This is a genomic window from Halococcus salifodinae DSM 8989 (assembly GCF_000336935.1).
Classification (GTDB): Archaea; Halobacteriota; Halobacteria; order Halobacteriales; family Halococcaceae; genus Halococcus; species Halococcus salifodinae.
Map to the genome: position 1 here is coordinate 19,917 of NZ_AOME01000087.1, position 14,810 is coordinate 34,726.

14 protein-coding genes and 1 tRNA gene are annotated in these 14,810 nt (G+C 59.3%); 4 read left to right on the forward strand and 11 right to left on the reverse strand.

Annotation, left to right across the window (positions count from 1 at the left end; all coding sequences use genetic code 11):
* Positions 1-67: 67 nt before the first annotated feature.
* The 4 genes from C450_RS18590 to C450_RS18605 all read left to right on the forward strand — a co-directional run bounded on the left by C450_RS18590 (position 68) and on the right by C450_RS18605 (position 2,588).
* Positions 68-499 carry an IS481 family transposase gene (locus tag C450_RS18590; RefSeq protein WP_005046194.1) on the forward strand — a complete coding sequence of 144 codons (432 nt, stop codon included), beginning with the start codon at positions 68-70 and terminating at the stop codon, positions 497-499.
* 263 nt (positions 500-762) lie between these two features.
* Positions 763-1,842, forward strand: a complete 1,080-nt coding sequence (locus tag C450_RS18595) for a hypothetical protein (RefSeq protein WP_005046197.1) — start codon at positions 763-765, stop codon at positions 1,840-1,842.
* Positions 1,832-2,359, forward strand: a complete 528-nt coding sequence (locus C450_RS18600; RefSeq protein WP_005046198.1) for a hypothetical protein — start codon at positions 1,832-1,834, stop codon at positions 2,357-2,359. The genes C450_RS18595 and C450_RS18600 overlap by 11 nt, the downstream gene beginning before the upstream one ends.
* 155 nt (positions 2,360-2,514) lie before the next feature.
* Positions 2,515-2,588: transfer RNA gene (locus C450_RS18605), tRNA-Met, on the forward strand.
* Positions 2,589-2,626: 38 nt separating this feature from the next.
* Here the strand turns inward: C450_RS18605 and C450_RS18610 are convergent.
* The 11 genes from C450_RS18610 to C450_RS18660 form a co-directional block, all read right to left on the reverse strand.
* Entirely contained in the window at positions 2,627-3,253 is a 627-nt protein-coding gene (locus tag C450_RS18610; RefSeq protein WP_005046199.1) for a universal stress protein, read from the reverse strand.
* 141 nt (positions 3,254-3,394) lie between these two features.
* A complete protein-coding gene (locus tag C450_RS18615) occupies positions 3,395-4,645 on the reverse strand; it encodes a P-loop NTPase (protein WP_049910437.1) in 1,251 nt (416 codons plus the stop codon).
* Positions 4,646-4,648: 3 nt separating this feature from the next.
* Positions 4,649-5,554, reverse strand: coding sequence for a HEAT repeat domain-containing protein (locus tag C450_RS18620; protein WP_005046203.1), 906 nt, complete (start codon positions 5,552-5,554; stop codon positions 4,649-4,651).
* Entirely contained in the window at positions 5,551-6,462 is a 912-nt protein-coding gene (locus C450_RS18625) for a hypothetical protein (protein ID WP_049910438.1), read from the reverse strand. Before C450_RS18625 ends, C450_RS18620 begins: the two co-directional genes overlap by 4 nt.
* A 1-nt stretch (position 6,463) precedes the next feature.
* Positions 6,464-7,168: a molecular chaperone TorD family protein gene (locus C450_RS18630; RefSeq protein ID WP_005046207.1), complete on the reverse strand. Its 705-nt coding sequence runs from the start codon at positions 7,166-7,168 to the stop codon at positions 6,464-6,466.
* A complete protein-coding gene (locus C450_RS18635; RefSeq protein WP_005046209.1) occupies positions 7,168-8,016 on the reverse strand; it encodes an ethylbenzene dehydrogenase-related protein in 849 nt (282 codons plus the stop codon). Before C450_RS18635 ends, C450_RS18630 begins: the two co-directional genes overlap by 1 nt.
* A 114-nt stretch (positions 8,017-8,130) precedes the next feature.
* Positions 8,131-9,294, reverse strand: a complete 1,164-nt coding sequence (gene narH, locus C450_RS18640) for a nitrate reductase subunit beta (RefSeq protein WP_005046212.1) — start codon at positions 9,292-9,294, stop codon at positions 8,131-8,133.
* Complete coding sequence (locus C450_RS18645; protein WP_005046213.1) at positions 9,291-12,425, reverse strand: nitrate reductase subunit alpha; 3,135 nt, start codon at positions 12,423-12,425, stop codon at positions 9,291-9,293. Before C450_RS18645 ends, narH begins: the two co-directional genes overlap by 4 nt.
* On the reverse strand, positions 12,422-12,610 hold the full coding sequence (locus C450_RS18650; RefSeq protein WP_005046215.1) for a hypothetical protein: 189 nt from the start codon (positions 12,608-12,610) through the stop codon (positions 12,422-12,424). Before C450_RS18650 ends, C450_RS18645 begins: the two co-directional genes overlap by 4 nt.
* Complete coding sequence (locus C450_RS18655; RefSeq protein ID WP_005046217.1) at positions 12,603-14,054, reverse strand: cytochrome b; 1,452 nt, start codon at positions 14,052-14,054, stop codon at positions 12,603-12,605. Before C450_RS18655 ends, C450_RS18650 begins: the two co-directional genes overlap by 8 nt.
* A 6-nt stretch (positions 14,055-14,060) precedes the next feature.
* Positions 14,061-14,702, reverse strand: coding sequence for a QcrA and Rieske domain-containing protein (locus C450_RS18660; RefSeq protein ID WP_005046219.1), 642 nt, complete (start codon positions 14,700-14,702; stop codon positions 14,061-14,063).
* Positions 14,703-14,810: the final 108 nt, after the last annotated feature.

Consider the following 14,810-nt stretch of genomic DNA (forward strand, 5'->3'; position numbering starts at 1 on the left):
TGCCGAGAATCCTACCAAGCAGGGCCGCAGGCAGCCGTGGGTTCGTTTCGAGCGCGAGAACGCGGCGGTGACGGTCCATCTGGACTGGTACCACAACGACCGCGGACAGCAGGTGCCGGCGGTCGAAGACGATGCCTCGCGGCGCGTCTTCGACATGATCGAGGTTGACTCCAGTTCGGCAAGCCAAGCCGTCGAACTCCTCGACAGCGTTGACGAGGAGTTCGACAGTCCGATCCCGATCTTGGAGGCCATCACCGATCACGGATCGGAATTCGTCAACCCCCGCCAGGATGATCGTCCGTGTCTCGATCACGAGTTTGAACGCTTTCTCCACGACAATGACATCGAACACACGCTCTGCAAGGTCGGGCGACCACAGTCGAACGGGAAGATCGAGCGGTTCTTCCAGACCTACGAGAAGCACCGCCAGCGGTTCGGAACTCTGGATGAGTTCCTCACCATCTACAACGAGGAGCGCCCGCACATGAGCCTCGACTAGGACACGCTGGAGACGCCAGACGAGGCATTCGAGCGGTTGGTGCCATCGCCAGCGGAGGGCGGTGGCGACTTGCTCGCAACCGAGGTGACCGTCGATGGATGACCGACGANGGTGCCATCGCCAGCGGAGGGCGGTGGCGACTTGCTCGCAACCGAGGTGACCGTCGATGGATGACCGACGAAATCTTTACCGGACAGCACAGGGATCAGTACCCGTCCGAATGGTTTTTCTGGAGTAAATACCTGCGGTAGCGTAGAGTATGGATGATAGATCCTGAGGAAGTACTCGCTAAGCAGAACGGGAACTATCACGGCGTGACTGGCATCTCGGAGACGGGTTCGCTTGTTGCAATTAGCGAGCACAACGGGCGAGTCGCGCTGTTTGGCGAATCCGGTTCCAGCAGCTATATCAGCGCCCCAACCAGTAGATCGGTCTCTCACATACATATCTCGGAGGATGGTCCGAAAGGAGTCCTTGCGTTCATGGATGGCGGGATCGTCATGGGATTCGGTGATGGAGAGACGTGGACGCACCAGTACAACGGGCTCTGGGACATCGCGCCGGTTCACGATCTAAGCGGAGCCTGTGTGTGTACGAGGCCTCGGGAGGGGCCAGGAACCATCCGGTACGTCAAAGGCAACGAAGAGATGTGGGGGCAGCCACTGGAGGACGCTGTGGGAGAGAGGGTATCGGCAAGTCAAGACGCTGGTGGAGTCGCAGTCGCTACGGGCCATTACCGTCTTGATGAGGATCCGTTATCTCGTTTCGGAACGCCCGGCATACTCTTCTACGAATGGGGTGAGCAGGAGTGGTCGAAAGAAACCGAGGAGGACGTTATTGGGCTTGTCTTCGACTCCGACAATGACCGTGTCACCGCCGGTTTGGACGACGGCTCGATCGTCTCGTACAGTTTAGATGGCGAGGTTCTCACCAACGAAAACGGCGTCCGCAAGGCGACAGACAAACTTTGGAGTGGCCAAAATGAAGGTGGGTTCCTCTCTGTTTCGGAGGACCACACGTCGATTGTCTCACACACACTAGGAGTGCTTCGGTGCTTCGACACGCGAGGTAATCTACAGTGGAAAGCGAATATCGAAGGGATGTCGAGAGACGAGAGGTCGGTTCAGGTCGATAAGACCGGCGATAGGGTTCTCGTCACGACGATCGATGAACACGCGTACCTCGTGGAACGAGGGGACTGCGTTTGGGAGGAATCGTATCCCGGAGGCCCTGTCTGGGGCTCACTTTCGACGGACGGAAGTACATGGTGTATCGCCGATGAGGATCTTGACACCCAGATCACTACTCTCAACGTCTACCGAGATCCAGAGCATGGAGGATGATCCAAGCGCTTACGATGGCTACGGTGAGGTGTTCAGAGGCTCCCTGAGAAATGATCCAGAGCAGGAGATCAAGAGTCTCCGAGATCAGACGCTAGAGTGCATTGAGCAGTTCGACGTAGACGACGTTAATGAAGACGGTCGGTACTTCATGTCGCCGGATGAGAGCACTCAGCTCTTCACGTACTTCACAATGGTCGCAGCGGTAATCGAAGAACTCTCGATTGGCCTCTTAGCGGAGGTGCTGACCGACACCGAGACAAGCTCGGTGAAATCGTCGAGCGAGTTCTTCGAGAGAAAGCTCACACAGGAGCGCCGCCAGAACCTCCTCCTCCATACTGGGATTATAGACGAGGGAACACACGGCGAGATGGAGAAGCTACGGAATCACCGAAACACTATCGTCCACAGCTATCGCCAGAGGAAGTTCGTTCGGGACCTGGACGAAACAAGAGACATGATCAATGGTGGGTATCGGGTCACTGAACGCTTATGGGGAAAATTTCGGGATGTGCAGTAGACTATATTCCCTGTAATATAATCGATAAGTGTCGAAATCGAAAGGTGAAAGGAAGTTCCTCGCCACATTGATCAGAAGTGGGGCGATTAGAATTCGTAGTCGGAGATGCCGAGAAAGTCGCAACCGTTACCCCCTCGCAGCAAGAGATTCCGGATAGCGGAGTGGGATAGCCAGACATTCCAGCGGGTTCATATCCCGCAGATCGGTGGTTCGAATCCACCCCCCGCTATGTCTTCTGCATGCAAATCACCAGTCGTGTTTACCCCCTCAATTGACCTTCGCAAGACTCACGTCGCCAGTAGCGCGGTTAATGTGGACGTTGAACGTCCCATTGTCGCCAGTACGCGCTCTGACAATCCACGTGCCGCTCACCCGGTACGGTTCGTCCGCGATCGAGGTCACCTCGTAGCCGTCGTCTTCGAGACTCCGAGTTGCGAGGTCAATCGCCTGTTCGGTATCCGTGATGGCTGCCTCGTGGCTCGATAACGAGACCGTGAGAACTGGCACGTCACTTGCCCGAACGACTCGCTCGGTGACGCTCCCGATCAAGAGTCGGTCGAGACCCGATCTCCCACGGGTTCCCATCACGACGAGGTCGATATCGTGTTCATCGGCGTAGTTGAGGATCGCCTCGTGTGGAGTGCCCTGTTCGATATCACCCATGACAGCGACGTCGCGTTCGGCCGCCACATCCTCGACGTGTTCGATGGCGTTGGCTCCCTCCCGTTCGTACGAATCGACGATTTGGTTTCGGTTCGTCTCAGGAATCTCGGCGTCGTCGACGACGTAGAGCGTGTGGAGAGTCCCGCCAGACAGCTCCGCGATGTCTACTGCGTGTTCGAGCGCGCTCGCTTGGTTACTCCCGTCCGTTGGGAAGAGGATTCGGTCGTACATCGTTTCGTTTCCAGTAGACTGTACGCCATCCGACCGATAATGGGCTATGCCAATTCTCGATTTGTGGGAACGTGATCGGTCCTACCGACTGGCGACGAATCACATGCCGTTACTGAAACATCAGATACGCGAACATGATATTCACGGAGAAATCGCCTTGAGTACCCACTTTTCGAGACCACGGCGCTCGGTCGTGAACTCTGGAAGTACATCAGTCGGATCCCCATCTGCGCCGGTGAGGGTGACCAAAAATTCGCCGACTGGGGTTGGATCGCGGTCGCTCACGAGATAGAGCGGCTCCCCCGAATCAAGAGATTCAAACGTTTCGCGCACCCGCTCCACCCGTTGTTGGGCTTCGAGGCCACGGATGTCAATTGGATCTTCAGGGAGTTCGAGGCGATCAGCATCATCCAACTGCTCACCAACCGACTCAGCCAATCTCTCGAATGCTTCGGGGGCGGTGCCCGGTTTCGGTTGCGTCTGCAAGTCAGGCGAGAACGGAAGACGAGTCAATACCGGCATATCGAGTTCTTCAGTCAGCGTCCCCCCGGGGAACATATCGTGGTTCTTCCCGCAATCGTCGCAAACGAAGTGGTCCATATTCAGCACATACCCGAGAACCGGGACACCGTTCTCCTCGAACAGACGCCGACTCCGACGGGTATCCTCCACGCTGGTGTGAAACGGCGTCGTGACGAAGACAACACCATCAATAGGGACCTCTTGCAGCGTCGTCAGCAGTACGTCGCTAGTGCCGGGCGGCAAGTCGATGACGAGTGTATCGGGGTCGTCCCATGCAGTGTCGGCGAACAGGTCGGAAAGCGCGTCGTGGGCCATCGCTCCCCGCCAAGCCAATGGACCACCCTCAGTCATCAGGCCCACGCTCATTACCTCCATACTCCCGACGGTGGCCGGAATCGGATTATCGTCATCGTCGGACAGTATCGGACCATCGACATCGAGGAGGGAGGGGACATTGGGACCGAAGATATCCGCGTCGAACAAGCCCACATCGCGATCGGCCGCGAAAGCGCAGGCCAGCTGGGTGGCGACAGTGGATTTTCCGACCCCACCCTTCGTCGAGGCGACGGCGATCACAGTGTCGATCTCGGCGATTGATACCCGGTCATCGGTATCGACTTCCGCGGGTTCGACGTGGGCACTCTCGACGCCAGCCACGTCTTGAACCGCGTGCAACATCGTATCCATGACTTCAGTGCTGGTCCGGGGATCGAACTGGGCCAAATTCGCCTCGACGGTGACCGAGTCCTCCTCGATGGTAATATTCTCGACCAGCCCGGCCTCGAATACGTTCATTCCGGACCGGGAGTCCTCGACCGATCGAAGCGTCTCTTCTACGTCTTCCTGAAGTTGAGGTTCGTGTTCACTCATGATTCAGAGAGTCGGTTGGCGATTCAGCAGGTCCTCTCCGGGGAGGAGCGTGTCTCCTTCTTTCATTGCTCCTGTGAACCGCCGCCGGAAGCGATCAGGATCGACCGATCTAGCGTGTCTAGCGGTCAGCGCCACGATGTCACTGTCGTCGGAGGTTGCCATTCCCTCCAACGTCCGGCGAGCACGGTCGTCGTCGATCCCACCGAGGACGTGGGCGGCCCACTCTCGGACACGCTCACTTGGATCGGTCGCCATCTCGATAGCGTCGTCTTCGATATCCTCGCCGCGAACTTTGAACAGCGAGATCAGAGCGTTCCGGCGAGCAGCATGGTGGTCGTCCTTCAATGCAGCCTCCATCCGTTCGGCATACCCTTCTCGGTCGATACGATCGAGTGCAACGAGCGCCTCAGCCCGAACCCAGGGGTCCTCGTCGTCGTGCGAGATGGCGAGTGCGACATCGCCAGCGTCGTCGGCTCGGAGTTTGGCGAGTGATTCGATCGCAAACTGTCGGACATCGGAATCATCGTCTCCGAGCGCGATCTGCGATAGCGCGTTCACAACCGCCGCTGACCCGTCGGTTTCGGCGAGCGCGAGCGTGGCACGCCGCCGTTCCGTTTTCGATCCATCCTCGAGGTCAGCAAGCAGTTCGCGGGCCGATGCGTCGGCTACTGGATCGGTGTCACTCGCGGTCAGTTCGTCCGGAGTCATTTCCCCGAGCGTGACGTCTCGGCCTACCTCGATGTCCGCGAGACTGTCGAGGGTGTGATCGAACCCTGGACTCTTTCGCGGGTCGAGTTGTGGGTCGGGGTCGTCTTCGATTTCTTCGTACTCCGGGTCATCCGAGTACGGGTCGCTCTCGCACCCGCACCCGCTATCACAGCCGCAGTCGTGGTCGTGATCGTGGCTCATGCTGAATCACCTCTGGTATCGAATAGAATCCCGAGAATGAGTGCTACTGCAAGTACGACACTGAGTGCGCGCGGGATCGACGAGGGAACGCCCGCCATCAAGAGCAGGAGTCCCGCGACCGCCGGCGTGATTCGGTGACGCATTACTCCTTCTGTTATCGTTGCGGTCAGGCCACCCACGGCTGCCGCGAGCAGGACCGCCGATGCACCGACGGCGCTTCCGGCTATTAGCACGATCGCCCCCGAGACGAACGGGGCAGATGCGGTCAGGGAGAACGTTCCAACTCCAGTGAGAGCGCCAACCGCGAGCGGGCCAAGGCTCGATCGAACAGCAAGCGGAGTCGCTGCCATCCCGATGAGTGCGAGCGTCGTCCCGGCAGGTCGGAGCGTAGCCGGGCGGACACCGATGACTCCAAACAACGAGAGGGCCAGGCTTCCGAGAAGCGCTATCGCGACGAGGCCACCAAGGGTCTGCCATCGATAGTCCTGGCGTTCGAAACCTCTCGCTCGGCCGATCAGCAGCAACCAGCTTCCGGCGACGATGACGCCGACCGCCGGCACAGCGATTGCGGTTGTCAACGCCGATAAGAGACCGAAGACGCCGACAAGTATCAATCCGATTCGTTCCCATGCCTCCTCGGCCGTCACACCAAGAAGGATAATCCCGCCAGCCGGGCCGACAACCGCCGCAGTCGTCACTGTATCGAACCATACGCTGGAACTAACCAGTGGAAGACCGACGGGAACGTTCACGGCGATTCGAGTGAGGGTCAGCAGAGCGATGCCGACTACTGCTACGAGACCCGCCGAGAGTCGAACCGTCGGCGTCTGCGAGTTTGGAACGACCTGGGAGGCTGCCCCCGCGAACGATCGCACACGTTCGCTCATTCTGCCGGTCGATTGACTCATCTCACTCGCCCTCCAGCTGTTCGAGGAGTTCCTCGCGATCCGTAGCGGTGAACTCATCGAGTAGCCGAGCAAACCGCCCGTATGCACCCGTGTTCGGTTCGTTGTCGATGCGTTCGACGACGCCTTCGACGAGAATTCGGAGATGACGGTCGAGGAGATCGAGCCGTGCTCGTGCAGCATCCGGATCGTCCTCGACGGCTTCGCGCCGGGCGAGATAGCCAGCGAACTCCAACTGGAGGACGAGGTAATCGTGGTGTTCCCGGTTGGAGGATGCAGGTCGTACCCCGTAGTAATCGTAGGCCCGCGCGAGATCAAGGTTCACGTCGGTCCACGACGCCTCAGGTCGGTAGGCTGATTCATAGAGCGGAACCGGTGGTTCGTCGGTCGAGAGCGTACCATCAGTCCGGTCCTCATATTCCGAGTAGCCAATGACGAAGAGGTCGTTGTACCGGGCGCAGAAGGTATTGTAGTCATCGTCGGTCCCGACCGTTTCCGTGGCGACGTCGAGGGGTGTCCGAGCGAGTAGGTCGTCGAGGTGCTCGCGGAGGTCGTCCTCGGCAAGCGCAGTGTGGAGGCTCTCGGACGGGTGTTCGAATGCACTAGCAAGTAAGGCGTACACTGTTCCGCGGGCCGCCGCATCCGGTTCGAGATCCTCACGATCGAGTGGTGGATCATCGGGTTCCGGTGCGGGAACGTCGGTCGTCATCAGGACCCACCTCGTCTGACTGCCGTTACAGTGACGACGGCGACGACGGCGATAGCGAGTCCTGCAATGGTCCAGAGTACCGTCTGGTACGGCGGCCCCTCTGGCCCGGGTCCGAACGGAAACGTGTACCACTCACTGACAGCCTTTTGCCCCGCACGCTCGGTGTTCGACCCGTTCCAGACCGCAAAGGAGACGGGCACGTCCTGGTCCATCGCCATCGAGCCGCGGTTCGTTTCGTTGGCAGCAAGGCTCCGCGAGAGTACCACGTGCCACCGACCATCTCGATATGTGGCGTTGGTCGAAATAGCGGTCTGATTGAACGGCATCGTCGTCCCTGGACCGGCGGCCAGAAGTTCCTGCTGACCCATTGCACCGTTCCACCACCAGACGTTCACCATCGCCTCCGGGCTCCCCATGGCGATACCGGGCTGTTGGCTGACGTTTGCTGGCAACTGAACAGCGATGGCATCGCCGTAGGAATTGAGGCGAGGCGCTTCGTACTGAGATGGCGTGACGTTGCCGTCCTTCGTCGCGTCCGACCACGACGCTCGGAGGAAGAGCCGCTGTTGCGTATGAATCGCCTCGACGTTCGCTCGGCTGATGGTGGTGTTATTAGCATCCGGCACTTGGCTCGGGGCGCTCGACAGCGGGACCGTGACAGTTGACGCATCGTTCCATACCGAAGCCGTCGGATTCGAGACCGAGTCAGCCTCCGATTGAGATGCTTCCATAACTGGAATCTGATCGGCGGGCGCTCCTGCAACGAGCATCGGAGCAAGTGCTGCAGCAAGGACGAACACCACCGCGACGAGCAGTTTCCGTGCTATCGCCGTGAGGTCCTCGGTCACCTGTTGAACACCTCTGGAACACCATTCCGAGACGCCCGAACTCGCGCCTCCTGGACGTTCATTCGAACGCCGCTGGAAGCGAGTTCCAGCGAACTCGACGGTTCGACGCGTCGCTTACTCACCGTCGAACGCCTCCAGTCGATACTGCTGAGCCGGGTTGTTGGTGGTGAGGATATCCATGAGCTCGCTGTCCTCACCACGTCGAACCCTGTCGCGATGACGCTCGATGGTGTCGAGCGCGTCGTGAACCCGATCGCCGAACAAGTTCTCAAGGAGGGGGCGCGGGATCCGCTCGACGTCAATACTCTCGCCGTCCTCGGAGTGTTGTGGTGGAGCGAACGGGGGGATGTAGTAGACGTTCGGTTGGGTGTGATAATCGGGGTGGAGCGGGAGTGCCACCTCGTGTTCGTTGACCAGCTTGTGAATCGGACCCTGTTCGTCGTCCAGAAAGCCGACCATCCGGAGCTGAGGCGGGCATTCCGTCGCACAGGCGGGCGGCACCGCGTCGCCGTCGTTGAGGTTGAAGTTGCCATCGCCCGATCCTTCGCCTTCGAGGCGGGGATAACAGAAAATGCACTTCTCCGAGCGCTTGCGCATGACGTTGTAGTAGACCTTGTTGTACGGACACCCCTCGACACAGTAGCGATAGCCGCGACACCGCTCTTGATCGACGAGAACGATCCCGTCCTCCTCACGCTTGTAGATCGCCTTCCGCGGACAGGCTTCGGCACAGGAAGGATGGGTACAGTGGTTGCAGATGCGCGGGAGATAGAAGTAGTACGAGTTCGGGTACTCGCCCGCACCTTGGTCTTCGTCCCAGTTCGCTCCCCATTCGGGGTTCTCTCCCTGTGGGCGGAGGGGTGCGTCGCTCCCGTCGTACATCACCTCGGTATGGTTGAAATCCCACGCTCGGCCGTAGTCTTCCTGCGATGGGATGGAGGTGTCCCCTTCCTGATAGTCGAGATGCTCCTGATTTCCGGCCTGTTCGGCCGATTCGTACCCACCGCCGTCGTCCTCCCAGCCGCGCGGGTAGCCCTTTCCGGGTTGGGTCTCGACGTTGTTCCAGTACATGTACTCACGGCCGCCGGAATCGGTCCAGAGCGTCTTACAGGCGATCGTACAGGTCTGGCAGCCGACGCACTTGTTGAGGTCCATCACCATCGCTACCTGATGGTCGATCCCGTCTGCGATATCGATCTGCTGCCCGGACTGGGCCGTGGTGCTCTCATTACCACTGCTGGTCTCGTTGGTGGCGTTCTGCTGGTTCTGTGAGCTCATTGGGAATCACCGCCGGAAGCCTCATCGGGCGAATCGCCCGGAATCACGTCGAGATCGGACGTGTTACCGCTGGCCGTCGCGTTGGTACTCGTACTCTCACTGCTTGTTGTCGTCTCGTTGCTTGCCGTCCCGTCGGTCGTTCCACTTGTTGTATTCATTGTGCCAGAGTTAGCGGTGGTCTGATTCGCCGTCGTGGTTCCCGAACTCCCGTTTTGATCTTGGGCGGTTGTAGTGGCAGTCCCCTCACCCGTCGCTTCGTCTTCGACCAGTTCGACCTCGACGTGGACGTCGCTATTAACGCCAGTTGGCCCCCAGTAGTTGGGAACGAATTCGAGGTGTTCGCCGCTGTCTGCGGGATACTGCACCAGCTGCGTCGGCTTCATGTACATCCCGACGAGCGTGTTGAAGTTCCCGCGGCTCGGGAACTGGAAGCGTTCCCACGCGAAGTAGAGCTTCGCCACGCCGGGCTGGGCACTGGGATAGATCTTGACGCTCACCTCGATTTCGTCGAGGTCGTTGTAGATTCGAACGGTGTCACCGTCCTCGATCCCGCGCTCTTCGGCGTCGTCGGGATGCATGTAGACGATGGGTTCGCCGCGCTGGAGACGGAGCATATGCTTGTTGTCCCGCCACGTCGAGTGGATCGACCACCGTCCGTGGGGCGTGTTGTACTGGAGGGGGTACTCTTGCTCGGACTGAAGCACTTCAGGTTCCTTGTACGTCGGCACTGCCTCACCGAGATCGAGGAACCAGTCGTGGTCGATGTAGTACTGCTGGCGGCCGGTGAACGTCGGCCACGGGTTCTTCTGCTGGACATAGCGCTTCCAGGGCGTGTACGGTTTGCCCTCCTCCAGCGGTGAGGTCCAGTGATCGCCCGCCGCCTCAAATCGTCGTGGATGCTCGACCGTATCGTCGAACGTGATTTGACTATCGCTCCCCTCGGGATTGGTCTCCTCGGAGTGATCGAGAATGAACTCGGAAGCCGCTTTGTCCTCTTTTAATGCACCAGATTCGTCGTCCGGCCAGTTTCGCACGTAGTCGTCGTGGACGCTCGTGAGGTCGATCTGACGATCGAACTCGCGGTCCTGAATCGGACTCAGATTCCGTTCGGTTGCTATCTCCTGGACTTTCTTCGCGATTAGCCGGAAAATCTCCCAGTCCGTTTTCGACTCGCCCAGCGGTTCGATCGCCGGGGTAAACGGATGGACGTACGAGTGCATGTCGGTCATATTCAGGTCGTGTTTCTCGTAGTGGCTCGCGGTCGGCAGCACGATGTCGCTGTACAGTGCCGTCGAATCCATCCGGAAGTTGATATCGACGATGAGATCGAGTTTCGGCCAGAGAACGTTCTCGATGGCGATGCCGCCCTTCGACTGGTTGAAATAGTTACCTCGCCAGCAGAAGAAGACGCTCGGATCGGGGCGCGAACCATCCTCACGCTCTTTCGGATAGACGGGCATCCACCCATTATCAATGGATTCCTGAATCCGCTGTCGAGTATCGGGTTCGACGTTTCCGAGAATGTCGCCGTGGAAGTACGTCCAGAGCGTTGTCGGAACTGCCCGAACGCTCTCTGTCGGGAACGAGAGCTGTTGCCAGCCATTGTACGTCCAGATTTTCTCTTGGCCGACATAGTGGTCGAACCCAGTGCCCTGTCGACCGATGTGACCAGTGAGAGTGACGAGCAGCTGGATCGCCCGGTTCCCGAGATCGTTGTGATACCAGTCGTTGACGCCCTTGCCGTGGATGATCTTGCCCTTGTCTACGTTGGCGAACTCGCGGGCGATCTCCTGATGGGTCTCCTCGCCGACGCGGGTGAGCTCGTGTACGCGTTCGGGGGTGTAGTTCGACAGCTCCTCGGTGACGTGCGACCAGACCGACCGGACTTGCACGCTCCCGTCCTGGAGATCGACTGACTGGTTCACGTCCAACCGTGGATCGAAGTCCAAGGCGATGCTCGCACTGTCGTCGTGTTTGCCATCGCGATTGCCGAGCGACCCCGGCGCGTTCCGGAGGTTGCCTTGCTGATCAACCATCGCGAACACTTTGCCCGCCTCGCCGCTGGTCGAGAGGCTCGGCACGTCGGCAACGCGAAGGAACTTTCCGGTGTCCTCGCGGACGAGGAAGGGCATATCCGACTGCTCTTTCAGGTGTGCTTCGTCGTGTAGGCCCTCGTCGACGATGGTCCGAGCCATTCCGAGAGCAAGTGCTGCATCGGAGCCAGCTTTCGGTGACAACCAGTCGTCACAGTGGATGGCTGTCTGGGAGTAGTCGGTAAAGATTCCGACCCGCTTGGTCCCCTTGTATGCGGCCTCGAGGAAGAACTTGGCATCCGGGATCCGAGTGACATTGATGTTCGACCCCCACGCGATGATGTAGTCAGCATCGTACCAATCGGCACTCTCGGCGTTGTCGGTCTGCGTACCCCATGTAATGGGTTCACCCGGCGGCAGGTCGGAGTACCAGTCGTAAAACGAGTGGCTCACGCCGCCGATGAGGTTGACGAACCGCGATCCCGAAGCGAACGAAACCGGACTCATCGCCGGGATCGGCGTGAATCCGGAGATGGCATCGTAATTGCCCTGCTGGACTTCCTCGATCACCTTCTCGGCGATTTCGGTGAGGGCTTCGTCCCACGAGATGCGCTTCCATTTCCCCTCACCACGTTCCCCGACCCGCCGCAGGGGGTGTGTGATGCGCTGCTCGGCGTTCACGTAATCGGTGTAGCACGCTCCTTTCTGACAGCCGCGCGGGTTCGAAGAAGGCAGTTCGTCGTTGATCTCGGGATAGTCGGCGGCCTGCTCCTCGCGCCAGACCTGGCCGTTCTTGACGTAGACGTTCCATGAGCAACTCCCCGTGCAGTTGACGCCGTGGGTACTCCGGGCTACCGAGTCCCAGTCCCACTTCTCACGGTAGAAATCCTCCCACTCTCGATACGGGTAACTCCCGATGTAGTCCGATCCATCGACGTTCTCGATCCCGCCCATCTGAGTGAGCTCGTCGCCGATGGTCGTACCGGTCAGGCCGAGTGCGGTCGTGAGACCGAGCCCCTTCAGGAACCCTCGGCGACCGACACCGCTGTTCGATTCGTCTGCGTTCTCTACGTCCACGTTCGATTGGTTGTCACTCATGATTGTCTCCCGATGAATACTGTCGTGAGTCCGAGTACCGCTCCGCTGATGCCGAGCAGCAACCCGGCCATCGTTGCGCCGCCGACCTCCAACCCCGCTACGATGAGTGCGAGGCCAGCCAGTTTCGTTGCATAGTCGAGTAGCCGATAGACTCGACCGTCCACTGTCACACGGTGGTCAGTCATCCGCCTCACCTCCCGAGGGCGACGAGTCAGCAGCTGGATCATCGCTCGGTCCGTCGGTTGGTCCGTTCTCTGACGTCGGCTTCATCGACCGTGATCCACCATCTGCGGCAGGTTCGCCGCGTTCTTGTGACTCTTCTGAGGTATTGTCACGAAGGATGTAGTACGTAATCGCCCCAGCCACGAGGGGATAGACCAACGTTGCGACAAGCAGTATGTTGTTGATAGTACCAGTCGAGACAGCGATGACGTCCGCGAGGATATTGTTCATCCCGGCGATCGACGCGATCATGATGAACGTCACTGCCGCGACCCCGACAGCAGTCTGCCACGGGCGTCGCAGGGGATTGACAGTGAAATGAGTCGGACCCTTTCGGTAGTCGATGAACGGCCACAGGAACACCAGACCGAACACGATACCCGGGAGAACCATTCCGCTGAGGAACTCCGTCGAGACGTGGATATCGGTGAACGGAACGGTGAAACTCATCCACGACGGCATCACCTTCAGGAAGCCGAACACCCACATCAAAAACCAGTCGGGCATGATGAGCTCGGGCGTGCTCGCTGGATCATTAGGACCGTACGCCGCAACGTTGTGGACGGGGAGAAATCCAGCGAGTAGGGAGACGAACGCCAACGTGAGGAAGAACACCACGACGCTTACTGCGGCCTGATTCGGGAACGCGGGCAAGCCAATGACGTACGTATCGTCGTCTTTCTCAACCGTTTGTTCACCCGCTACGTCGCTGCTCCGCGGACCTTCGGTGTGCTTCTGTCGGATTAGTATCGCCATATGAACCCCGATCAGCGCCATGATGGCGACTGGGATGGCAAAGACATGCAGGAAGTAAAACCGTGGAAGAGTAGCGCTGGAAGGATACTCTCCTCCAAACACGATTTTTGAGATGATATCACCAACTATCGGTATCGAGTTGGCGATGCTATACCCGATGCCGGTTGCGGTGCTGGCGAACTCGTCGAATGGTAGTGAGTACCCTGTGTACGCAGCAAAGATGGCCAGCAAAGCGAGCAGACCGCCGACCACCCAGTTCGGCTCGCGGGGATTGCGGTACGCTCCGGAAAAGAACACGCGGAGCATATGCAGCCCGATCGACGCCACGAAGAAGTGCGCGGCCCAGTGGTGTAGCCGCCGGAGGAACATCCCGAAGGGAATGTCGTAGGTGATGTAGAGAACACTCGCGAACGCTGCTGGGAGCTCCTGATCCTGATACTGGGCAACGCTCCCGTCGTACGTGACTTCAGTGGTGCTTGGCTCGAAAAAGAATCCCAGGAAGATACCCGTCATCACCAGCAGGAAGAACGTGAATAGCGCGACCTCGCCGAGTAGGAACGAGTCTTCAGCCGGGAAGGCCTTCCCGAGGAACTTGCTGCTGTCTTCGAGGTCGAATCGCCTGTCAAACCAGCCGTAAATGCGGTTCAACATGCGTTCTCACCCCTGTACCCCGACTGCTCCGTCGAAATCCCCGGTGGCGATGAGGTAGCCATCGCTGGACAGCGTGATGGGGAGCTGCGGAAGTGGCCGCGGCGGCGGCCCGCCGACGACCGATGCCCCCTGAACTGGATTGAACTTCCCGAAGTGGCAGGGACAGACCATCGTTTGGCCCTCCTGATTCGCCACCATACATCCCGCATGCGTGCAGACTTTCGAATACGCCGCATAGCCCCCGACGGTGAATTCGAGGTTTGTTGGCTCGGCGTACTGCTCCTCGGGGAACCGAACCAGCAAGGTCGGCGCATCTTCGAGCCCCGGACGCGGTTCAGGAAAGACGGTCATGAAGTCACCCATCTCCAGCTGGTTTTCGCCGATCTGGTTGCCTTCCGCATCCACGAGCGGCACGCTATCGCTATAGGTGGGACCGTCGTATTCGCGCTCGAACACACGGGTCAGTCCCGCAAGCGGCGCGGCCAGGCTTCCGACCGCAGTCAGGCCACCAACTGTGGCGAGGACCTTCGCCATGTCCCGTCGGTGGAGTCTCCCACCCTCGCCGTCGTTGGATGTCGATTCCGCACCGCCGTCAGCGCGAACGCACGGACAACTCTCGCACGAGTCGGTCGATTGGTCGTCAGCCAACGGTCGTTCGCGATCAGTTGGCTGTGTTGAATCACTAGACGGCGGCAGGATGGGTCGCTAAATCAAAGGCGTTGAAGCGAGAGACTTGAGTTGATCATGACGCAAATC